Below are 19980 nucleotides of genomic sequence, written 5' to 3' on the forward strand. Positions count from 1 at the left end.
TCCTGTGAGGCCCGGCCTGCCACGCAGCGCACCGGGCCGGGAGCCGCCGCCCGACCGGGCAGGAGTCGGGCGCCAGTCATGATCGAATAATGTACGAACTGGTTAGTTTTTCATTAGGGACTTACCCGCAATCCTCGCCCCCTTGGCGAGCAGGCGGTCGCCATGGCCTGCCTATTTGCGGACGTAGCGGACGATGAGGTCAACGATGCTGGCGCGCCGGGCGGCCAGGGCCTCGGGCGAGGCCATGTCGCGTTTGAAGATCAGCGAAAAGGTGTGCCGGTTGGACACGTTGAAGAAGCACAGCGCGCTGATCGACATGTGCAGATCCACCGGGTCGAGGTCGTCGCGGAAGACCCCGGCCGCGCAGCCGCGCTCGTAGACCGTGCGCACGGCATCGATGGCTGGCACGTTGAGCTGCTGGATCGTCTGGGACTGCGCCAGGAATTCGCCGCGGTGGATGTTTTCATTCATCACCAGCCGGATGAAGTCGGGGTTGGCGTTTTGATAGTCGAAAGTGAAGGCCACCAGGGTGCGCAAGGCCTCCTCGGGGGGCAGGTCTTCCAGGTGCAGTTCGCTCTCGATGTGGCGGATGCGGCGGTAGGCCTCCTCCAGCACGGCGATGTACAGGCCTTCCTTGCTGCCGAAGTAGTAGTAGATCATCCGCTTGCTGGTGCGCGTGAGTTCGGCGATCTCGTCGATGCGCGCGCCGGTCAGTCCCTTGGCCGCAAACTCCCGGGTGGCCACCTCCAGGATGTCCTGCATGGTGCGCTCCGGGTCGTTCGTACGGGGGCCGGCGGCCGGCTTGCGCGCCGGCCTCGACGAGGCCGAAGCGGGTGCACGGACCATTTCGTTCACTGGGGCGCGAGAAGGCATGGGCGATGGGCGCAGACGGAGGAGTCATGATTATCGTCGGCGTCGACGCATCGGCACGGGCCGGAACCGTCGTGTGGCACGGCCGTCCAACGAAAGCCCGTGTCTGCCCGCCCTTCAACCCACTGGATGTGCATGATGAAGCTTCCTCCCGTTCCTGCCGCCGGGGCGCGGCGCGCGGCCGCCGGCCTGGGGCTGGCGCTGGTCGGGGTGCTGGTCGGCTGTGCGTCGGGCTACGATCCCGGCCCGCTGGGCCCCGGCGCCAGCGAGGCCGAGCTGCGCGCCCGCATGGGGGCACCCACCGGCGAGCATCTCGGTCCCGATGGCCTGCGCCGGCTGGAATACGCCCGCGGATCCTACGGCCGGCACACCTACATGATCGACCTCGACGCCCAGGGGCGTGTGAGTCGATGGACCCAGGTCCTGGCCGAGCCGCATTTCAACGCGCTGCCCACCGGCATCACCCGCGCCGAGCTGCTGTACCGGCTGGGTCGCCCCTCGGAGGAACGACGCATCCCGCGCCGCAACGAGATCGTCTGGTCTTACCGCTACGAATCGCCCTTTTGCCAATGGTTCCAGGTGAGTCTGGACGTCTCCACGCAGCGGGTCACGGAAACCGGGTATGGTGTCGATCCCTTGTGTGATGTGGCTGACGAAGAGGCCCGCTTGTTCCTGCGCAGCGGCGCGTCGGCATGGACCCTGACCGGACGATGATCAAGCTCTACGGCATTGCCAACTGCGACACCGTGAAGAAGGCACGGCGCTGGCTCGATGAGCACGGCGTGGCCTACCAGTTCCATGACTTCAAGAAGCTGGGGGTTCCCGAGGACCGGCTGGAGCATTGGCTGGCCGCCGTCGGCGCCGAGCGCCTGCTGAACCGCCAGGGCACGACCTGGCGCCGCCTCGACGCCGCAGCCCAGGCGCGGGCGCTCGATGCGGCAGGCGCCCGCGCGCTGATGCTCGCGCAGCCCAGCGTGATCAGGCGACCCGTCGTCGAAGCCGGCGCGCGCGTGCTGGTGGGCTTCGACGAATCAGCCTACGCCAGTCTCACGCGCTGACGCGCGCGATGCGGCGTCCACGGCCGGGGCGGGCCGGCCTGCGGCGTGGCCCGGGGCTCAGGCTGCGAGCAACTGCCGCAGCACGTAAGGCAGGATGCCTCCGTGCTGGTAGTACTCCACCTCGATCGGGGTGTCGATACGAAGCCGCACCGCCACCTCCTGGCGGCTGCCGTCGGCGCGCTGGATCACCAGGGTCACATCGGCCTGGGGCCTGAGCTCGCCACCGATGATGATGTCGATCAGCTCGTCGCCCTGGAGACCCAGGCTCTCCCACGAATCGCTGCCCTTGAACTGCAACGGCAGCACGCCCATGCCGACCAGGTTGGAGCGGTGGATGCGCTCGAAGCTGCGGGCCACCACGGCCCGGATGCCCAGCAACTGCGTGCCCTTGGCGGCCCAGTCCCGGCTCGAGCCGGTGCCGTACTCCTCGCCGGCGAAGATCACCGTGGGCGTGCCCTGGGCAAGGTACTTCATCGCGGCGTCATAGATGAACATCTTCTCGCCGCTGGGCTGGAAGAGGGTGAGCCCGCCTTCCTCGCGTGAGCCGTCAGGCAGCGGCGGGATCATCAGGTTCTTGATGCGCACGTTGGCGAAGGTGCCGCGCATCATCACCTCGTGATGGCCCCGGCGCGAGCCATAGCTGTTGAAGTCGGCCTTGAGCACGCCGTGTTCCTTCAGCCACTGCCCGGCAGGTGAGCTTTCCTTGATCGAGCCGGCCGGCGAGATGTGATCGGTGGTGATCGAGTCGCCGAACAGGGCCATGATGCGTGCGCCCTTCACTGAGGCATCGCTGGCCCGGGGCGTCAGCGTGAAGTCGCGGAAGAAGGGGGGTTCGGCGATGTAGGTGGACTTCGGCCAGTCGTAGACATCGCCTTTGGCGCCTTCGATCTGGTTCCACAGCTTACCGGGCTTGGCCCGAACCTTCTCGTAGTTCTCCTTGAACGCCTTGCGGTCCATCGCGAACTTCATCAGCGCGTAGACCTCGTCGCTGCTGGGCCAGATGTCACCGAGGTAGACATCGCGCCCGCCTTTGCCCTGGCCCACCGGCTGGGTCATCAGGTCGCGTGTGACATTGCCGGCGATCGCATAGGCCACCACCAGCGGGGGCGAGGCCAGGAAGTTGGCCTTCAGGTTGGGGTGGATGCGGGCCTCGAAGTTGCGGTTGCCCGAGAGCACGGCCGCGCACACCAGGTCATTGCGGGTGATGACCTCGTTGATCTCGGGGGCCAGGTCGCCGGCATTGCCGATGCAGGTGGTGCAGCCATAGGCGGCCACGTGGAAGCCCAGCTTTTCCAGGTAAGGCAGCAAGCCGGCCTTTTCGAGGTACTCGGTGACGATGCGCGACCCCGGGGCCAGCGAGGTCTTGATGTGCGGCGCCACCTTCAGGCCGGCTTGCACCGCCTTTTTGGCCAGCAGGCCCGCAGCCAGCAGCACACCCGGGTTGGAGGTGTTGGTGCACGACGTGATCGCGGCGATCAGCACGTCGCCGTTGCGGATCTGCAACCCGTTGGTCGTGGTGTAGACCTGGCCGAGCTTGTCGGCCGGCTGGTTGAAGCCATTGGCCTCGATGGGCTTGCTGAAGAGTTCGGTGAACTTGGCCGACAACTGGCCGATCTCGATGCGGTCTTGCGGGCGCTTGGGGCCGGCCAGGCTGGGGGCGACCGTGCCCAGATCGAGCCTGACGACCTTGGAGTACGTGATGTCGCCACCGGCGAAGTCCTGCGTGCCCGGGACGCCGAAGAGCTTCTGGGCCCGGAAGTAGGCCTCGAAGGCTTCGATCTCGGACTTGGTGCGGCCGGTGCCACGGAAGTACTCGATGGTCTTGTCGTCGACGGGGAAGAAGCCCATCGTGGCCCCGTACTCCGGTGCCATGTTCGCGATGGTGGCCCGGTCAGGCACCGACAGGCTGCGCGTGCCCTCACCGAAGAACTCGACGAACTTGCCCACCACCTTCTCACGGCGCAGGATCTCGGTGACCGTGAGCACCAGGTCGGTGGCGGTGACGCCCTCGCGCAACCGGCCGGTCAGCTCGAAGCCCACCACGTCGGGCGTGAGGAAATAGACCGGCTGGCCGAGCATGCCGGCCTCGGCCTCGATGCCGCCCACGCCCCAGCCCACCACGCCGATGCCGTTGATCATCGTCGTGTGGCTGTCGGTGCCCACCAGGGTGTCGGGGTAGTACACCCCCTGGGCCGTCCTGTGCACGCCGCGGGCCAGGTATTCCAGGTTCACCTGGTGCACGATCCCGAAGCCCGGAGGCACCACGCCAAAGGTTTCGAAGGCCTGCATGCCCCACTTCATGAACTGGTAGCGCTCGCGGTTGCGCTGGAACTCCAGCTTCATGTTCAGGTCCAGGGCCTGCTTGTTGCCGTAGTGGTCGATCATCACCGAGTGGTCGACCACCAGATCCACCGGCACCAGCGGTTCGATGGTCTTGGGGTTTCGGCCCATCTTGGCGGCCACCGAACGCATCGCGGCCAGGTCGGCCAGCAGCGGCACGCCGGTGAAGTCCTGCAGCACCACGCGGGCCACGACGAAGGGGATCTCGTCGACCCGTTCGCCGTTGGGCGCCCACCGGGCCAGTTGCTCCACGTGCTCGGGCGTGACCTTCTTGCCGTCGCAGTTGCGCAGCACCGACTCCAGCACGAGGCGCAGCGACACCGGCAGCCGGTTGACTTTCGGGAACTGCCGGGCCAGCTCGGGCAGCGAAAAGTACTGGCCGGACTTGCCGGAAGCCGTCTTGAAAGACTTCAGGGTCTTGGCAAAGGCATGGGCGGGGGCTTGGGCCATGAAAGACTCCGTGAGGCGTGAGGTTGGTCGTTGTGGGAGGGGGCGACAACACCATTGTGGCCGCACGGCATGACGTTAGGGCGCGCGGGGGCTTGCGGTCAAGCGCCGCCGCGCAAAGCCGCCCGCCGACGGCAAAAGAAAACGGCCCCGCAGGGCCGTTCAGACCAGCGCCGGGCAGCCGCTCAGACCGCCACCGCCTTGGCCGTCTGCGCATACTCCTCGATCTGGTCGAAGTTCATGTAGCGGTACACGCTGGCGGCGTCTTTGTTGATGATGCCCATCTCGGCATGGTATTCGGCCACCGTCGGGATGCGCCCCAGCTTGGAGCAGATCGCGGCGAGTTCGGCCGAGCCCAGGAAGACATTGGTGTTCTTGCCCAGGCGGTTGGGGAAGTTGCGGGTCGAGGTGGACATCACCGTGGCGCCCTCGCGCACCTGGGCCTGGTTGCCCATGCACAGCGAGCAGCCGGGCATCTCGGTGCGTGCACCGGCGGTGCCGAAGGCGGCATAGTGGCCCTCCTTGATCAGCTCGTTCTGGTCCATCTTGGTGGGCGGGGCGACCCACAGCTTCACCGGGATGTCACGCTGGCCGCCCAGCAGCTTGGCCGCGGCCCGGAAGTGGCCGATGTTGGTCATGCACGAGCCGATGAAGGCCTCGTCGATCTTGGTGCCGGCCACCTCGGACAGGAACTTGGCGTCGTCCGGGTCGTTGGGGCAGCAGACGATGGGCTCTTTGATCTCGTTCAGGTCGATCTCGATCACGGCCGCGTACTCGGCATCGGCGTCGGCCTCCAGCAGTTCGGGCTTGGCCAGCCAGGCCTCGACGGCCTTGATGCGGCGCTCCAGCGTGCGGCGGTCCTGGTAGCCGTCGGCGATCATGTTCTTCATCAGCACGATGTTCGACTGCAGGTACTCGATGATCGGCTCTTTGTTGAGCTTGATCGTGCAGCCGGCCGCCGAACGCTCGGCTGAGGCGTCCGACAGCTCGAAGGCCTGTTCCACCTTGAGGTCGGGCAGTCCTTCGATCTCCAGGATGCGGCCGGAGAAGATGTTCTTCTTGCCCTTCTTCTCCACCGTCAGCAGGCCCTGCTTGATCGCGTACAGCGGGATCGCATGCACCAGGTCGCGCAGGGTGACGCCGGGCTGCATCTGGCCCTTGAAACGCACCAGCACCGACTCGGGCATGTCCAGCGGCATCACACCGGTGGCCGCGGCGAAGGCCACCAGGCCCGAGCCGGCCGGGAAGGAGATGCCGATGGGGAAGCGCGTGTGCGAATCACCGCCTGTGCCCACGGTGTCGGGCAGCAGCAGGCGGTTGAGCCAGGAGTGGATCACGCCATCGCCCGGCCGCAGCGAGACGCCGCCGCGGTTGCTGATGAAGGCGGGCAGTTCGCGGTGCATCTTCACGTCCACCGCCTTGGGGTAAGCGGCGGTGTGGCAGAACGACTGCATCACCAGGTCGGCCGAGAAACCCAGGCAGGCCAGGTCCTTGAGCTCGTCGCGGGTCATGGGGCCGGTGGTGTCCTGGCTGCCCACCGTGGTCATCTTGGGCTCGCAGTAGGTGCCCGGGCGGATGCCTTGCTGTTTACCATTGACCACCGGCAGGCCACAGGCGCGGCCCACCATCTTCTGCGCCAGCGTGTAGCCTTTGCCGGTGTCCACCGGCGCCTTGGGCAGGCGAAACAGCGTGGAGGCGGGCAGCCCCAGAAACTCGCGTGCCTTGCCGGTCAGCGAGCGGCCGATGATCAGGTTGATGCGGCCGCCGGCACGCACCTCGTCGAGCAGCACCTCGCTCTTGAGCTGGAAGGTGGCGACGAGCTTGCCGTCTTTCTCGATCTTGCCCTCATAGGGGTAGATGTCGATCACATCGCCCATCTCCAGGTTGGAGACATCCACCTCGATGGGCAGCGAGCCGGAATCTTCCTGCGTGTTGAAGAAGATCGGGGCGATCTTGCCGCCCAGGGTCACGCCACCGAAGCGCTTGTTGGGCACATAGGGGATGTCCTCGCCGGTATGCCAGATCACGCTGTTGGTGGCCGACTTGCGGCTCGACCCGGTGCCCACGACATCGCCCACGTAGGCCACCAGATGGCCCTTCTTCTTCAGGTCCTCGATGAACCGGATCGGGCCGCGCTTGCCGTCCTCCTCGGGCCGGAAGGCCGCGTCGGGGCGGGTGTTCTTGAGCATCGCCAGGGCGTGCAGCGGGATGTCCGGACGGCTCCAGGCGTCGGGGGCGGGGGAGAGGTCGTCGGTGTTGGTCTCTCCCGGCACTTTGAACACCGTGACGGTGATTTTGCGGGCCACCTCCGGGCGGCTGGTGAACCATTCGGCGTCGGCCCAGGACTGGATGACCTCGCGGGCCTTGGCATTGCCGCTGCGTGCCTTCTCGGCCACATCGTGGAAGGCATCGAACATCAGCAGCGTCTTCTTCAGGCCGTCGGCAGCCACCCCGGCGACTTCGGGGTCGTCGAGCAGGTCGATCAAGGGCTTGACGTTGTAGCCGCCGACCATCGTGCCCAGCAGTTCGGTGGCCTTGGCCCGGCTGATCAGGCCCACCGAGAGGTCGCCATGGGCGACGGCCGCCAGAAAGCTGGCCTTGACCTTGGCGGCATCGTCCACGCCGGGCGGCACGCGATGCGTGAGCAGCTCCAGCAGGAAGGCCTCCTCGCCGGCCGGCGGCGCCTTGATCAGCTCGATCAGCTCGGCGGTTTGCTGGGCCGACAAGGGCAGGGGCGGGATGCCAAGCGCAGCGCGCTCGGCGACGTGGTCGCGGTAGGTTTTCAGCATGGGCACTCCGGAGGGATCGGCCGGCCCGACGGGACCGGACGGCTCTCCTATTTTATGTCTTATATAAGACTTCCGCCAGAGATTGGGCTGTGTCTGAAAGCAGAAAAGCCACCGGGACGGTGGCTTTTGTCGAGTGGCCGCCGCGGATCCGGCTTGGCCGCTCCGCCAGCGGCGCCCCCTGGAGGGGGCGGCCGAAGGCCGTAGGCGTGGGCCTCAGTTCGCGGCGATGCCGATGCTCTCGCGCTTGTGGGTGGCCATGGCTTCGCGGTGTTTGGGGTGCACGCAGTTGTCCGCTACGCGGTAGCCCAGCGCCGTGTTCATCAGCATGGACTTGTCGGCGATCTGCAGGTACAGCGCTTGGCCCCGCACGTCTTCCATGCGCAGCGCGCCGGTGGACGAGAGCACAGGCTTGACGACCCACGTCTTGCTGGCCAGGGTGACGTTGAAATAGCCCGGGTGGTCCGGATGCGGCGTCACGGTGACGTGCTGGCCGAATTCGCAGTCGCTGCGGCCCACGTAGACCCGGGTGGCAGCCTCGATCTGCTCAGGCGTGGCGGCGGCCAGTTGCATGGGGGCGGCGGCCGGGCCGGCCTTGGCGTTCTTCTTCGCCGAAGGCGACGATTGGGCCATCACGGCCCCGGAGACGGCCAGGGCCAGCGCCCCCACCAGGCCGATCGCGATACGTTGGAAGCTCATGAAACTCTCCTGCTCCAAGATGGGACAGCCTCGATTGTGGGGCGGTGCATTTAGTAACACGATGAATTTGCACGGTGCGCCCGGGCCAATCTGAGACATTTTGCTGCTTCCATCTCAGTCTGTAGGCGGGGTCTCGGTATTTTTCGGGGAAACCCGGAAGAACGCATCGCGGGCTGCGTCGGGCAGGGGGCGGCCAGTGCGTTCGGCGCGTTCCAGCAGATACCAGTAGTAGCGGTAGCTCGCCCGGTCGTGCAAGGTGTCCACGCCGCGCGTGCGATGCCGGATCGGGCCCCACTGAGCAGCCTGGGCGGCCAGCAGGATTTCGCAGGCCTCTTCGATCTCGCCCGCGTCCGGCGCAAAGGCCTCGACGATGGGCACGATCTGATCGGGGTGGATGCTCCACATGCGCGTGTAGCCCAGCTCGTTGGCGGCGCGGCGGGCGGCCCGGCTCAGGGCTTCACGGTCGCGAAACTCGGTGACGACGCAATGCGAGGGCACCTTGGCATGACGATGGCAGGCCGCCGCGATCTCCAGCTTGGCGCGCAGCACGAGCGGATGGGTGAACTGGCCGGTCACGCTCATGCCGGCCGCACCGATCGCGCCGCGGTGGGCCGAAACGAAATCCATCAGGCCGAAGGAGAGCGATTGCACGCGCGGGTGGGCCGCGATGCGATCGACCTCGTGCAAGGCGCCGTGGGTCTCGATCAGCACATGCACCGGCACCCGATGCGACAGCCCCAGGCTGCGCGCGATCGCATCGATGCGATCGATGGCCTGCGCAACGTCGCGGGCATCGCGCGGCTTGGGCAGCATCAGGTAGGCCAGGCGCGCTGCGCAGCGCGACAGCAGCAGGTCGACCTCGGCCTCGAAGGTCGGGTGATCCACGGGATGCACCCGGGCGCCGACACGGCCCCAGCGGTTGGCCGGGCTGTTCACCAGCTCGGCAATGAGCGCCGCATGCTCCAGCTCGCCGCCCACCGGCGCGCCGTCCTCGGCATCCAGCGTGGCGTCGAAGAGGGCCCGGCCGTGGGCCTCGCCCAGCTCGGCCTGGAGTGCCAGGCTCTTGCGCATGCGCGCTTCCACGCCGGCATAGTGGTCGCACACCGGCAGCTCGGGTGCTTGCTCACCAACATCCAGCAGGGCCTGGCGGGGGTGCAGGGCAGACGCGGCAGAGGTCATCGCGGGCTCCGGAAGCGGGACAGGGCAAGCAAGCAAAAGGGCCGGCACCTGCCGGCGCCGGCCCTCGGTATCAGGGCGCGACCACGGGGTGGCGCCTGGCGGACCTTACAGCAGGTGCTTGACGCCGTCCTGCTCGGCCAGCAGTTCGGCCAGGGTCTTGTCGATGCATTCCTGCGAGAAGGCGTCGATCGGCAGACCTTCGACGATCTTGTAGTCACCACCCTCGCAGGTGACCGGGAAGCCGAACATCACATCTTTCGGGATACCGTATTCCCCGTTGGACGGCACGCCCATCGTGACCCACTCGCCGTTCGTGCCCAGGGCCCAGTCGCGCATGTGGTCGATGGCGGCATTGGCGGCCGAGGCGGCCGACGATAGGCCGCGTGCCTCGATGATGGCCGCGCCACGCTTGCCCACCGTGGGCAGGAAGACGTCCTTGTTCCACACGGGGTCGTTGATCATTTCCTTCACCGAAGCGCCGTCGATCGTGGCGAAACGGTAGTCGGCATACATCGTGGGCGAGTGGTTGCCCCACACGCACAGCTTCTTGATCGAGGCCACGGGTTTGCCGGTCTTGGCGGCGATCTGGCTGAGCGCGCGGTTGTGGTCCAGGCGCAGCATGGCGGTGAAGTTGCGGCGCGGCAGGTCAGGGGCCGACTTCATCGCGATGTAGGCATTGGTGTTGGCCGGATTGCCCACCACCAGCACCTTGACGTTGCGCGAGGCCGATTCGTTCAGCGCCTTGCCCTGGGCCGTGAAGATCTGGGCGTTGGCGGCCAGCAGGTCGGCGCGCTCCATGCCGGGGCCGCGCGGACGCGCGCCCACCAGCAAGGCGTAGTCGGTGTCCTTGAACGCTGCCTTGGCGTCGCTGTGGGCCTCCATGCCGGCCAGCAGCGGGAAGGCGCAGTCCTCGAGCTCCATCATCACGCCCTTGAGCGCCTTCTGGGCCTTCTCGTCGGGGATTTCCAGCAGTTGCAGGATGACCGGCTGGTCCTTGCCCAGCATCTCGCCGGAGGCGATACGGAACAGCAGCGCGTAGCCGATCTGGCCGGCGGCGCCGGTGACGGCGACGCGAACGGGTTTCTTGCTCATGGTTGGCTCCAGGGGGAAGGGGAGGGTTGTGTGACCGCCCCGAAGTTTAGGCCAAAGTGGGGCGGGAAACCACGAGGTTTGTCATCTTATGTCTTATATAAGACATCTGTCCCTAGACTTCGTGCGGGCGATATGTTGCAATCCCGTCCATGGCACAGCAGCCCCCCCAGAGCGCGACCGATCCCGCCTCGTCCGACGCGGCGGGGCCGGCCTTCAGCCCGCTCTACCAACAGATCAAGGCGCTGATCACGCGCAGCCTACAAGGCGGCGAGTGGCGCCCGGGTGAGGCCATCCCGAGCGAGGTCGAGCTGGCGGCACGCTTTCGCGTCAGTCAGGGCACGGTACGCAAGGCCATCGACGAGCTGGCGGCCGAAAACCTGCTGGTTCGCCGCCAGGGCAAGGGCACCTTTGTGGCCACCCACGCCGAGGAGCGCGTGCAGTACCGCTTTCTGCGCCTCACGCCCGACGAGCCGGGCGGTGCCCCGTTCGAGCGCCGCGTGATCGACTGCCGCCGTCTGCGCGCCCCGGCCGAGGTGGCGCGTGCCCTGGAGCTCAAGTCCGGCGATGCGGCCCTGCAGATCCGCCGCCTGCTCAGCGCGCGGGGGGCGCCGGTGGTGCTCGACGATATCTGGCTCAACGGTCAGCTCTTCAAGGGGCTGACGGCCGAACGCCTGGGCGAGTATCGCGGGCCCATGTACGCGCTGTTCGAGACGGAATTCGGCGTGCGCATGATCCGCGCCGAAGAGAAGTTGCGTGCGGTGGCCGCCGACGAGGCCTGCGCCGCCTTGCTCCAGGTCGAACTCGGCTATCCCCTGCTCAGCGTGGAGCGATTGTCCCTGACGTATGGTGACCGCCCGGTGGAGTTCCGCCGGGGGCTATACAACACCGCCACCCACTATTACCGCAACGAGCTGCAATGACGGTGCGTTGCTCGCAATGTCGGCGATCCGGTGCTGTTGCGTTGCAATAAAATCAACCAGTTTCACATCTGTTACACAAGGTTGGGTATGCCTGAGATCGCCAAAGAAAGACCGGTCTACCGAAACATCCATGTCACGGAGATCATCAAGTACCGGCTGCCTGCGGCCGGCATCGTGTCCATCCTGCACCGCATCAGCGGCGCGCTGATGTTCCTGCTGATGCCGCTGGTCATTTGGATGTTCGACACCAGCGTGAGCTCGCAGGTCTCCTTCGATCGCTTCGCCAGTGCCTTTCAGGTGGGCCTGGGTATCGTGCCCGGCTGGCTGCTCAAGCTGATCGTGCTGGCGTTGATCTGGGCCTACCTGCACCATTTCATCGCCGGCATCCGCCACCTCTGGATGGACGTCTACCACACCGTCTCGAAGGAACAGGGCCGCAGCTCCGCCATCTTCACGCTGGCGTCGAGCCTGCTGCTGACGGTGGTGCTCGGTGCCAAGCTCTTCGGCCTGTACTGAGCCGGGGCGATACAGAACAACAGGAACGGAATCCCGCGATGAGCAAGAACTACGGATCCAAGCGCCTGGTGGTCGGGGCGCATTACGGTTTTCGCGACTGGCTGGCCCAGCGCGTCACGGCGGCGCTGATGGCGCTGTTCACCCTCGTCCTGCTCGTGCAGGTCCTGATGCCCGGAGAGCTGGGCTATGACCGCTGGGCTGGCATCTTCTCGAGCCAGTGGATGAAGGTGCTGACCTTCACCGTGATCATCTCGCTGCTCTACCACGCGTGGGTGGGTATGCGCGACATCTGGATGGACTACGTGAAGCCCGTGGGCATCAAGCTCGTGCTGCAGGTGTTCACGATCGTGTGGCTGGTCGGCTGCGCCGGCTGGGCGATCCAGGTGTTGTGGAGGCTGTAAATGCAAATCGGAACTTCTCTGCCCAAGCGCAAGTTTGACGTCGTCATCGTCGGAGCCGGCGGCTCCGGCATGCGGGCTTCCCTGCAGCTCGCGTTGGCCGGCCTGAACGTGGCCGTGCTGTCCAAGGTCTTCCCGACCCGTTCCCACACCGTGGCGGCCCAGGGCGGCATCGGCGCCTCGCTGGGCAACATGTCGGAAGACAACTGGCATTTCCATTTTTACGATACCGTCAAGGGCTCGGACTGGCTGGGTGACCAGGACGCCATCGAGTTCATGTGCCGTGAGGCCCCCAAGGTCGTGTACGAACTCGAACACTTCGGCATGCCCTTCGACCGCAACCCGGACGGCACGATCTACCAGCGCCCCTTCGGCGGCCACACGGCCAACTACGGCGAGAAGCCGGTCCAGCGCGCCTGTGCCGCGGCCGACCGCACCGGCCACGCCATGCTGCACACGCTGTACCAGCAGAACGTCAAGGCCCGCACGCAGTTCTTCGTCGAATGGATGGCGCTGGACCTGATCCGTGACGCGGATGGCGACGTCGTGGGCGTGACGGCGCTCGAGATGGAAACCGGCGACGTGCACATCCTCGAAGCCAAGACCGTGCTGCTGGCCACCGGCGGCGCCGGGCGCATCTATGCGGCCTCCACGAACGCCTTCATCAACACCGGCGATGGCCTGGGCATGGCCGCGCGCGCCGGCATCCCGCTCGAAGACATGGAGTTCTGGCAGTTCCACCCCACCGGCGTGGCCGGCGCGGGCGTGCTGCTGACCGAGGGTTGCCGCGGCGAAGGCGCGATCTTGCGCAACTGCAACGGCGAGCGCTTCATGGAGCGCTATGCGCCCACCCTGAAGGATCTCGCCCCGCGCGACTTCGTCTCGCGCTGCATGGACCAGGAGATCAAGGAAGGCCGCGGCTGCGGTCCCAACAAGGACTATGTGGTCCTCGACATGACCCACCTGGGTGCCGAGACCATCATGAAGCGTCTGCCCTCGGTCTACGAGATCGGCCACAACTTCGCCAACGTCGACATCACCAAGGAGCCGATCCCCGTGGTGCCCACCATCCACTACCAGATGGGAGGCATCCCGACCAACATCCATGGGCAGGTGGTCGTTCCCAAGAACGGGAACCCCAACAGCGTGGTGCCGGGTCTGTATGCGGTGGGTGAGTGCTCCTGCGTGAGCGTGCACGGCGCCAACCGCCTGGGCACCAACTCGCTGCTCGACCTGTTGGTTTTCGGCCGTGCGGCCGGCAACCACATCGTCGAGACCCTCAAAAAGGAGCCCAAGGCCCACAAGCCCCTGCCCCAGGATGCGGCCGACCGCTCGCTGGCGCGCCTGGCGCGCCTGGAGGCCAGCACCTCGGGCGAGTACGCCCAAGACGTGGCCAACGACATCCGCAAGACCATGCAGCAGCACGCTGGCGTGTTCCGCACGCAGGCCAGCATGGACGAGGGCGTGCGCAAGATTGCCGAGATCGCCGAGCGCGTGAAGGCGATCGCACTGAAGGACAAGTCCAAGGTGTTCAACACCGCCCGCATCGAGGCGCTGGAGGTCGAGAACCTGATCGAGGCCGCGCAGGCGACGATCGTGTCGGCGGCAGCCCGCAAGGAAAGCCGCGGTGCCCACACGGTGAACGACTACGGTGATACGCCGGAGTTCCCCAACGGCCGCAACGACCGCGACTGGTTGAAGCACACGTTGTGGTACAGCGAGGGTAACCGTCTCGAGTACAAGCCGGTGAATCTCAAGCCGCTGACCGTCGATTCCATCGAACCCAAGGTCCGTTCCTTCTGAAGTCTGCGCCCGGAGTACCCCCATGACCCTGCGAACCTTCCAGATCTATCGCTACGACCCGGACAAGGACGCCAAGCCCTACATGCAGACCCTGCAGGTGGAGCTCGACGGCTCCGAGCGCATGCTGCTGGACGCTCTCGTCAAGCTCAAGGCCGTCGATCCCACACTGTCCTTCCGCCGGTCCTGCCGCGAGGGCGTGTGCGGCTCGGACGCGATGAACATCAACGGCAAGAACGGCCTGGCTTGCCTGACGAACATGCGCACGCTGCCCGAGGTGGTGGTGCTCAAGCCGCTGCCGGGTTTGCCGGTGGTGCGCGACCTCATTGTCGACATGACGCAGTTCTTCAAGCAATACCACTCGATCAAGCCGTATCTCGTCAACGACACGCCGCCGCCCGAGAAGGAGCGCCTGCAGTCGCCCGAGGAGCGTGACGAGCTCAACGGCCTGTACGAATGCATCCTGTGCGCGAGCTGCTCCACGAGCTGCCCGAGCTTCTGGTGGAATCCGGACAAGTTCGTCGGCCCGGCCGGCCTGCTGCAGGCCTACCGATTCATCGCCGACAGCCGCGATCAGGCCACGAGCGAGCGTCTCGACAACCTCGAGGATCCGTACCGCCTGTTCCGCTGCCACACCATCATGAACTGTGTGGACGTCTGCCCCAAGAGCCTGAACCCCACGAAGGCCATCGGGAAGATCAAGGAGCTGATGGTGCGCCGCGCCGTCTGAGGCGCTCGCGTGCCGTGATAAGGTCCCTGCAAGCTGCATGATGGACACTGCACTCGACGAACGCTCGCTGAGCAAGCTGCGCTGGCGCTGCCGGCGTGGCCTGCTCGAGAACGACCTGTTCATCGAGCGCTTCTTCGCACGCCACGGGTCGACGATCACGGTGCGCCAGGCCGAGGGGCTGCAGGCCCTGATGGAGCTGGCCGACAACGACCTGCTGGATCTGCTGCTGGCCCGCAAGGAGCCGCAGGGCGAACTCGATCGCGCCGAGGTGCGCGAAGTGCTGGCCCTGCTGCGTCGGCGCGGATGACGTTTTTTGGATAGCCTCAAGGAAGAGCCATGACACCGTCTGATGTGAAAGCCACCCTGTCGTTCTCGGACGGCAGCCCCTCGATGGAGCTCCCCATCTACAAGGGCACGATCGGCCCGGACGTGATCGACATCCGCAAGCTCTACGCGCAGACGGGCAAGTTCACCTACGACCCCGGCTTCCTGTCTACTGCCTCGTGCAATTCGTCGATCACCTACATTGACGGCGACAAGGGCGAGCTGCTCTACCGCGGCTACCCGATCGAGCAACTGGCCGAGCACTGCGACTTCCTCGACACCTGCTACCTGCTGCTGTACGGGGAGTTGCCCAACGCCGCCCAGAAGAAGGACTTCGACTCGCGCGTGACCAACCACACGATGGTCAACGAGCAGATGCAGTTCTTCCTGCGTGGTTTCCGCCGCGATGCCCATCCGATGGCCGTGCTCACCGGCCTGGTGGGCGGCATGTCGGCCTTCTATCACGACAGCACCGACATCAACAACCCGCAGCACCGCGAGATCTCGGCGATCCGTCTGATCGCCAAGATGCCCACGCTGGTGGCCATGGCCTACAAGTACTCCATCGGCCAGCCCTACATCTACCCGAAAAACTCGCTGTCGTACACCGCGAACTTCCTGCGCATGATGTTCGCGACGCCCTGCGAGGAATACGAGCCCAACGACGTGCTGGTGCGTGCCCTGGACCGCATCTTCATCCTGCACGCCGACCACGAGCAGAACGCCTCCACCTCCACGGTGCGCCTGTGCGGGTCTTCGGGCACCAACCCGTTTGCTGCGATCGCCGCCGGCGTGGCCTGTCTGTGGGGTCCGGCCCACGGCGGGGCCAACGAGGCTTGCCTGAACATGCTGGAGGACATCCAGAAGATGGGCGGCGTGGCCAAGATCGGCGAGTTCATCGCCAAGGTCAAGGACAAGAACTCGGGCGTGCGCCTGATGGGCTTCGGCCACCGCGTCTACAAGAACTACGACCCGCGTGCCAAGCTGATGCGCGAGACCTGCCACGAGGTGCTGGGCGAGCTCGGCCTGGGCAACGACCCGCTGTTCAAGCTCGCCATGGAGCTCGAGAAGATCGCGCTGGAAGACGAATACTTCGTGGCCCGCAAGCTCTACCCGAACGTCGACTTCTACTCGGGCATCGTCCAGCGCGCCATCGGCATTCCGGTGAGCCTGTTCACGGCCATTTTCGCGCTGGCCCGCACGGTGGGCTGGATCGCCCAGCTCAACGAGATGATCAGCGACCCGGAGTACAAGATCGGCCGTCCGCGCCAGCTCTTCGTTGGCTCGCCCAAGCGTGACGTGAAACCCCTAGCCCAACGGGGCTGACACAGGGGCTGGGCCGCCCCTGGCGGTCTGAGTGGATCCCGATCTCCCGACCCCGGCCCCGCGCCGGGGTTTTTGCTTGCAAAAGCTTAAAATCATTGGCTTCCCACCCACGAGGCTGCCATGGGCCGCACGTTGTACGACAAGATCTGGGACGAGCATGTCGTCCACACCGAGGAAGATGGCACGGCCATCCTCTACATCGACCGCCACCTGCTGCATGAGGTGACGAGCCCGCAGGCCTTCGAGGGGCTGGAGGTGGCCGGTCGCAAGGTCTGGCGCCTGTCGGCCAACCTGGCGGTGAGTGATCACAACGTGCCCACGACCGACCGCAGCCAGGGCATTGCCGACCCGATTTCTCGCCTGCAGGTCGAGACGCTGGACCGCAACTGCGACCGGCTGGGCATCACGCAGTTCAAGATGAACGACAAGCGCCAGGGCATCGTGCACGTGATCGGCCCGGAGCAGGGCGCCACGCTGCCGGGCATGACGGTGGTCTGCGGCGACTCCCATACTTCCACCCACGGGGCCTTCGGCGCACTGGCCCACGGCATCGGCACCAGCGAGGTCGAGCACGTGCTGGCCACCCAGACGCTGCTGGCCAAGAAGGCCAAGAACATGCTGATCAAGGTGGAAGGGCAGCTTCCCAGGGGCTGTAGCGCCAAGGACATCGTGCTGGCCGTCATCGGCCGCATCGGCACGGCCGGCGGCACCGGCTACACGATCGAATTCGCCGGCAGTGCGATTCGCGCGCTCAGCATGGAGGGCCGCATGACGGTGTGCAACATGGCCATCGAGGCCGGCGCGCGTGCCGGCCTGGTGGCGGTGGACGACACCACGATCCAGTACGTCAAAGGGCGCCCGTATTCGCCCACGGGCGTGGAGTGGGATCAGGCCGTGGCCTACTGGCGCACCCTGCATTCGGACCCGGACGCGCACTGGGATGCGGTGGTCGAGCTCGACGCCAGCCAAATCCGCCCGCAGGTGACCTGGGGCACCTCGCCCGAGATGGTCGTCTCGATCGACGACTGCGTGCCCGACCCCGAGCGGGAAAAAGATGCCGTCAGACGCAGCGCGATGGAGCGGGCTCTGCAGTACATGGCCCTCGAGCCGAACAAGCCGGTGTCGGACATCCGCGTCGACAAAGTCTTCATCGGCTCGTGCACCAACTCGCGCATCGAAGACCTGCGCGAGGCGGCGGCCGTCGTGCGCCGCCTCGGGGGCAAGGTGGCGGCCAACGTGAAGCTGGCGATGGTCGTGCCCGGCTCGGGCCTGGTGAAGGAACAAGCCGAGCGCGAGGGCCTGGATCAGGTCTTCAAGGCGGCTGGCTTCGAATGGCGTGAGCCGGGCTGCTCGATGTGCTTGGCGATGAATGCCGACCGTCTTGAACCGGGTGAGCGCTGCGCCTCCACGTCCAACCGCAACTTCGAGGGGCGGCAGGGTGCCGGCGGGCGCACCCACCTGGTCAGCCCGGCGATGGCTGCGGCGGCGGCCATCGAGGGCCACTTCGTCGATGTGCGCCGCATTGCCTGAGGGGAGACCGAGCCATGAGACATCTGTGGATCATGCTGATGGTGACGGCTTTCGGATTGGCCGGCTGCAACACCATCGAAGGGCTGGGCAAGGATGTCCAGAAGGTCGGCGAGAAGATGGAAGAGGCGGCCAGCCGCAAGAAGTGATCTCATGAAGCCCTTTACCGTTCACAAAGGCGTGGTGGCGCCCATCGATCGTGAGAACGTCGATACTGACGCCATCATCCCCAAGCAGTTCTTGAAGTCGATCAAGCGCACGGGCTTTGGTCCGAACCTGTTCGACGAATGGCGCTACCTCGACCGCGGCGAGCCGGGGCAGGATCCGGCCACGCGCAAACCGAACCCGGACTTCGTGCTGAACCAGCCGCGCTACCAGGGCGCGTCAGTGCTGCTTGCCCGCAAGAACTTCGGCTGCGGCTCCAGCCGCGAGCACGCCCCCTGGGCGATCGAGCAATACGGCTTTCGCGCGTTGATCGCGCCGAGCTTTGCCGACATCTTCTTCAACAACTGCTTCAAGAACGGGCTGCTGCCCATCGTGTTGCCCGAGCACGAGGTGGCCCGGCTGTTCGACGAGGTGTATGCCTTCGTCGGCTATGAGCTCACGATCGATCTGCCTCGGCAGGTGGTGCTCAAGCCCGACGGCACCGAACTGGCCTTCGAGGTGCAGGCCTTTCGCAAGTACTGCCTGCTCAACGGCTTCGACGACATCGGCCTGACCCTGCGGCACGCCGACAAAATCAAGGCCTTCGAGGCCGAACGCCTGGCGCGCAAGCCCTGGCTCAACCACCGGCTGGTCGGCTGAGGCTGGCCACGGGTCTCAAGAACACAAGGACGACCATGAAGATCGCAGTCCTGCCGGGTGACGGCATCGGCACCGAAATCGTGGCCGAGGCCGTCAAGGTGCTTGGCTCGCTCGACCTGCACTTCGAGATGGAGCAGGCCCTGGTGGGCGGCGCCGCCTACGAGGCGCACGGCCATCCGCTGCCCGAACCCACCCTGGCGCTGGCGCAGCAGGCCGACGCCGTGCTTTTCGGTGCCGTGGGCGACTGGAAGTACGACAAGCTCGAGCGTGCGCTGCGTCCCGAGCAGGCTATCCTGGGTCTGCGCAAGCACCTGCAGCTCTTTGCCAACTTCCGCCCCGCGATCTGCTACGAGCAGCTCACCCACGCCTCCAGCCTCAAGCCCGAGCTGGTGGCCGGGCTGGACATCCTCATCATCCGCGAACTCACCGGCGACATCTACTTCGGCCAGCCCCGCGGCCGCCGGGCATCGGCCGACGGTGCCTTCCAGGGGGCGCCGGAGGCCTTCGACACGATGCGCTACAGCCGCCCCGAGATCGAGCGCATCGCCCATGTGGCCTTCCAGGCCGCCCGCAAGCGTGGCAGGAAGGTCACCAGTGTCGACAAGGCCAATGTGCTGGAGACCTTCCAGTTCTGGAAGGATGTGGTCACCGAGGTGCATGCGCAGTACCCGGACGTGGAACTCGAGCACATGTACGTCGACAACGCTGCGATGCAGTTGGTGAAGGCGCCGAAGAAATTCGACGTGATCGTCACCGGCAACATGTTCGGCGACATCCTGTCCGACGAGGCCGCGATGTTGACGGGCTCGATCGGCATGCTGCCCTCGGCCTCTCTCAACGACCGCGGGCAGGGCCTGTACGAACCCAGCCACGGCTCGGCGCCCGACATTGCGGGGCGGGGTGTGGCCAATCCGCTGGCCACCATCCTGAGTGCGGCGATGATGCTGCGCTTCAGCCTGAACCAGGCCGAGGCGGCCGACCGCATCGAACGCGCCGTGCAGGAGGTGCTGGCCCAAGGCCTGCGCACGGCCGACATTTTCAGCGAAGGCACCACCCGCGTGGGCACGAAGGAGATGGGCGACGCTGTGGTCGCCCGACTGAAAGCGCAGGGCTGAGCCCCCAAGTCCGGCCCCGGGCGCCGGCATTCGGGGAATCCGGTGGAAC

General features: G+C 66.1%; 19 protein-coding genes. 13 read left to right on the top strand and 6 right to left on the bottom strand.

Going from position 1 to position 19980, the window contains the following annotated elements:
• Positions 1-171: 171 nt before the first annotated feature.
• A complete protein-coding gene (locus AC1ECW_RS08595; protein WP_409709399.1) occupies positions 172-855 on the bottom strand; it encodes a TetR/AcrR family transcriptional regulator in 684 nt (227 codons plus the stop codon).
• Between the two features lie 153 nt (positions 856-1008).
• On the opposite strand from AC1ECW_RS08595, the gene AC1ECW_RS08600 reads away from it, so the two are divergent.
• Together AC1ECW_RS08600 and AC1ECW_RS08605 are read left to right on the top strand one after the other, a co-directional pair.
• A complete protein-coding gene (locus AC1ECW_RS08600) occupies positions 1009-1584 on the top strand; it encodes a hypothetical protein (RefSeq protein WP_409709402.1) in 576 nt (191 codons plus the stop codon).
• On the top strand, positions 1563-1928 hold the full coding sequence (locus tag AC1ECW_RS08605; RefSeq protein ID WP_409709406.1) for an ArsC family reductase: 366 nt from the start codon (positions 1563-1565) through the stop codon (positions 1926-1928). Before AC1ECW_RS08600 ends, AC1ECW_RS08605 begins: the two co-directional genes overlap by 22 nt.
• A 57-nt stretch (positions 1929-1985) precedes the next feature.
• On the opposite strand, the gene acnA is transcribed toward AC1ECW_RS08605, so the two are convergent.
• The 5 genes from acnA to AC1ECW_RS08630 all read right to left on the bottom strand — a co-directional run bounded on the left by acnA (position 1986) and on the right by AC1ECW_RS08630 (position 10471).
• On the bottom strand, positions 1986-4718 hold the full coding sequence (gene acnA, locus AC1ECW_RS08610; RefSeq protein ID WP_481201627.1) for an aconitate hydratase AcnA: 2733 nt from the start codon (positions 4716-4718) through the stop codon (positions 1986-1988).
• A 182-nt stretch (positions 4719-4900) separates the two neighbouring features.
• On the bottom strand, positions 4901-7504 hold the full coding sequence (gene acnB, locus AC1ECW_RS08615) for a bifunctional aconitate hydratase 2/2-methylisocitrate dehydratase (RefSeq protein WP_409708757.1): 2604 nt from the start codon (positions 7502-7504) through the stop codon (positions 4901-4903).
• Between the two features lie 213 nt (positions 7505-7717).
• The gene (locus AC1ECW_RS08620; protein WP_409708754.1) at positions 7718-8200 is read right to left on the bottom strand and encodes a hypothetical protein; all 483 of its coding nucleotides are present in this window, start codon (positions 8198-8200) and stop codon (positions 7718-7720) included.
• 114 nt (positions 8201-8314) lie between these two features.
• On the bottom strand, positions 8315-9379 hold the full coding sequence (locus AC1ECW_RS08625; RefSeq protein WP_481201628.1) for an HpcH/HpaI aldolase/citrate lyase family protein: 1065 nt from the start codon (positions 9377-9379) through the stop codon (positions 8315-8317).
• A gap of 105 nt (positions 9380-9484) precedes the next feature.
• Positions 9485-10471: a malate dehydrogenase gene (locus tag AC1ECW_RS08630; protein WP_409708748.1), complete on the bottom strand. Its 987-nt coding sequence runs from the start codon at positions 10469-10471 to the stop codon at positions 9485-9487.
• A gap of 149 nt (positions 10472-10620) precedes the next feature.
• Between AC1ECW_RS08630 and AC1ECW_RS08635 the strand changes: the two genes are divergently transcribed.
• From AC1ECW_RS08635 to leuB, 11 genes are all read left to right on the top strand, one after another.
• Positions 10621-11391, top strand: a complete 771-nt coding sequence (locus AC1ECW_RS08635) for a GntR family transcriptional regulator (protein ID WP_481201629.1) — start codon at positions 10621-10623, stop codon at positions 11389-11391.
• An 87-nt stretch (positions 11392-11478) separates the two neighbouring features.
• Complete coding sequence (gene sdhC / locus AC1ECW_RS08640) at positions 11479-11907, top strand: succinate dehydrogenase, cytochrome b556 subunit (RefSeq protein WP_409707181.1); 429 nt, start codon at positions 11479-11481, stop codon at positions 11905-11907.
• Between the two features lie 38 nt (positions 11908-11945).
• Positions 11946-12308 (top strand): succinate dehydrogenase, hydrophobic membrane anchor protein, encoded by a 363-nt coding sequence (sdhD, locus tag AC1ECW_RS08645; protein WP_409707184.1) that lies wholly within the window; start codon positions 11946-11948, stop codon positions 12306-12308.
• Entirely contained in the window at positions 12309-14108 is a 1800-nt protein-coding gene (gene sdhA / locus AC1ECW_RS08650; protein ID WP_481201630.1) for a succinate dehydrogenase flavoprotein subunit, read from the top strand.
• A 22-nt stretch (positions 14109-14130) separates the two neighbouring features.
• The gene (locus tag AC1ECW_RS08655) at positions 14131-14835 is read left to right on the top strand and encodes a succinate dehydrogenase iron-sulfur subunit (protein WP_409707189.1); all 705 of its coding nucleotides are present in this window, start codon (positions 14131-14133) and stop codon (positions 14833-14835) included.
• 37 nt (positions 14836-14872) lie between these two features.
• Complete coding sequence (locus AC1ECW_RS08660) at positions 14873-15142, top strand: FAD assembly factor SdhE (protein WP_409663385.1); 270 nt, start codon at positions 14873-14875, stop codon at positions 15140-15142.
• Positions 15143-15171: 29 nt separating this feature from the next.
• Positions 15172-16485 carry a citrate synthase gene (locus AC1ECW_RS08665; protein WP_481201631.1) on the top strand — a complete coding sequence of 438 codons (1314 nt, stop codon included), beginning with the start codon at positions 15172-15174 and terminating at the stop codon, positions 16483-16485.
• Positions 16486-16605: 120 nt separating this feature from the next.
• On the top strand, positions 16606-18015 hold the full coding sequence (gene leuC / locus AC1ECW_RS08670; RefSeq protein ID WP_409707195.1) for a 3-isopropylmalate dehydratase large subunit: 1410 nt from the start codon (positions 16606-16608) through the stop codon (positions 18013-18015).
• A 14-nt stretch (positions 18016-18029) separates the two neighbouring features.
• Positions 18030-18161 carry an entericidin A/B family lipoprotein gene (locus tag AC1ECW_RS08675; protein ID WP_409707197.1) on the top strand — a complete coding sequence of 44 codons (132 nt, stop codon included), beginning with the start codon at positions 18030-18032 and terminating at the stop codon, positions 18159-18161.
• 4 nt (positions 18162-18165) lie between these two features.
• On the top strand, positions 18166-18816 hold the full coding sequence (gene leuD / locus AC1ECW_RS08680; protein ID WP_409707200.1) for a 3-isopropylmalate dehydratase small subunit: 651 nt from the start codon (positions 18166-18168) through the stop codon (positions 18814-18816).
• 35 nt (positions 18817-18851) lie between these two features.
• The gene (leuB, locus tag AC1ECW_RS08685) at positions 18852-19931 is read left to right on the top strand and encodes a 3-isopropylmalate dehydrogenase (RefSeq protein WP_409707203.1); all 1080 of its coding nucleotides are present in this window, start codon (positions 18852-18854) and stop codon (positions 19929-19931) included.
• Positions 19932-19980: the final 49 nt, after the last annotated feature.

This window comes from Caldimonas hydrothermalis (assembly GCF_056746695.1).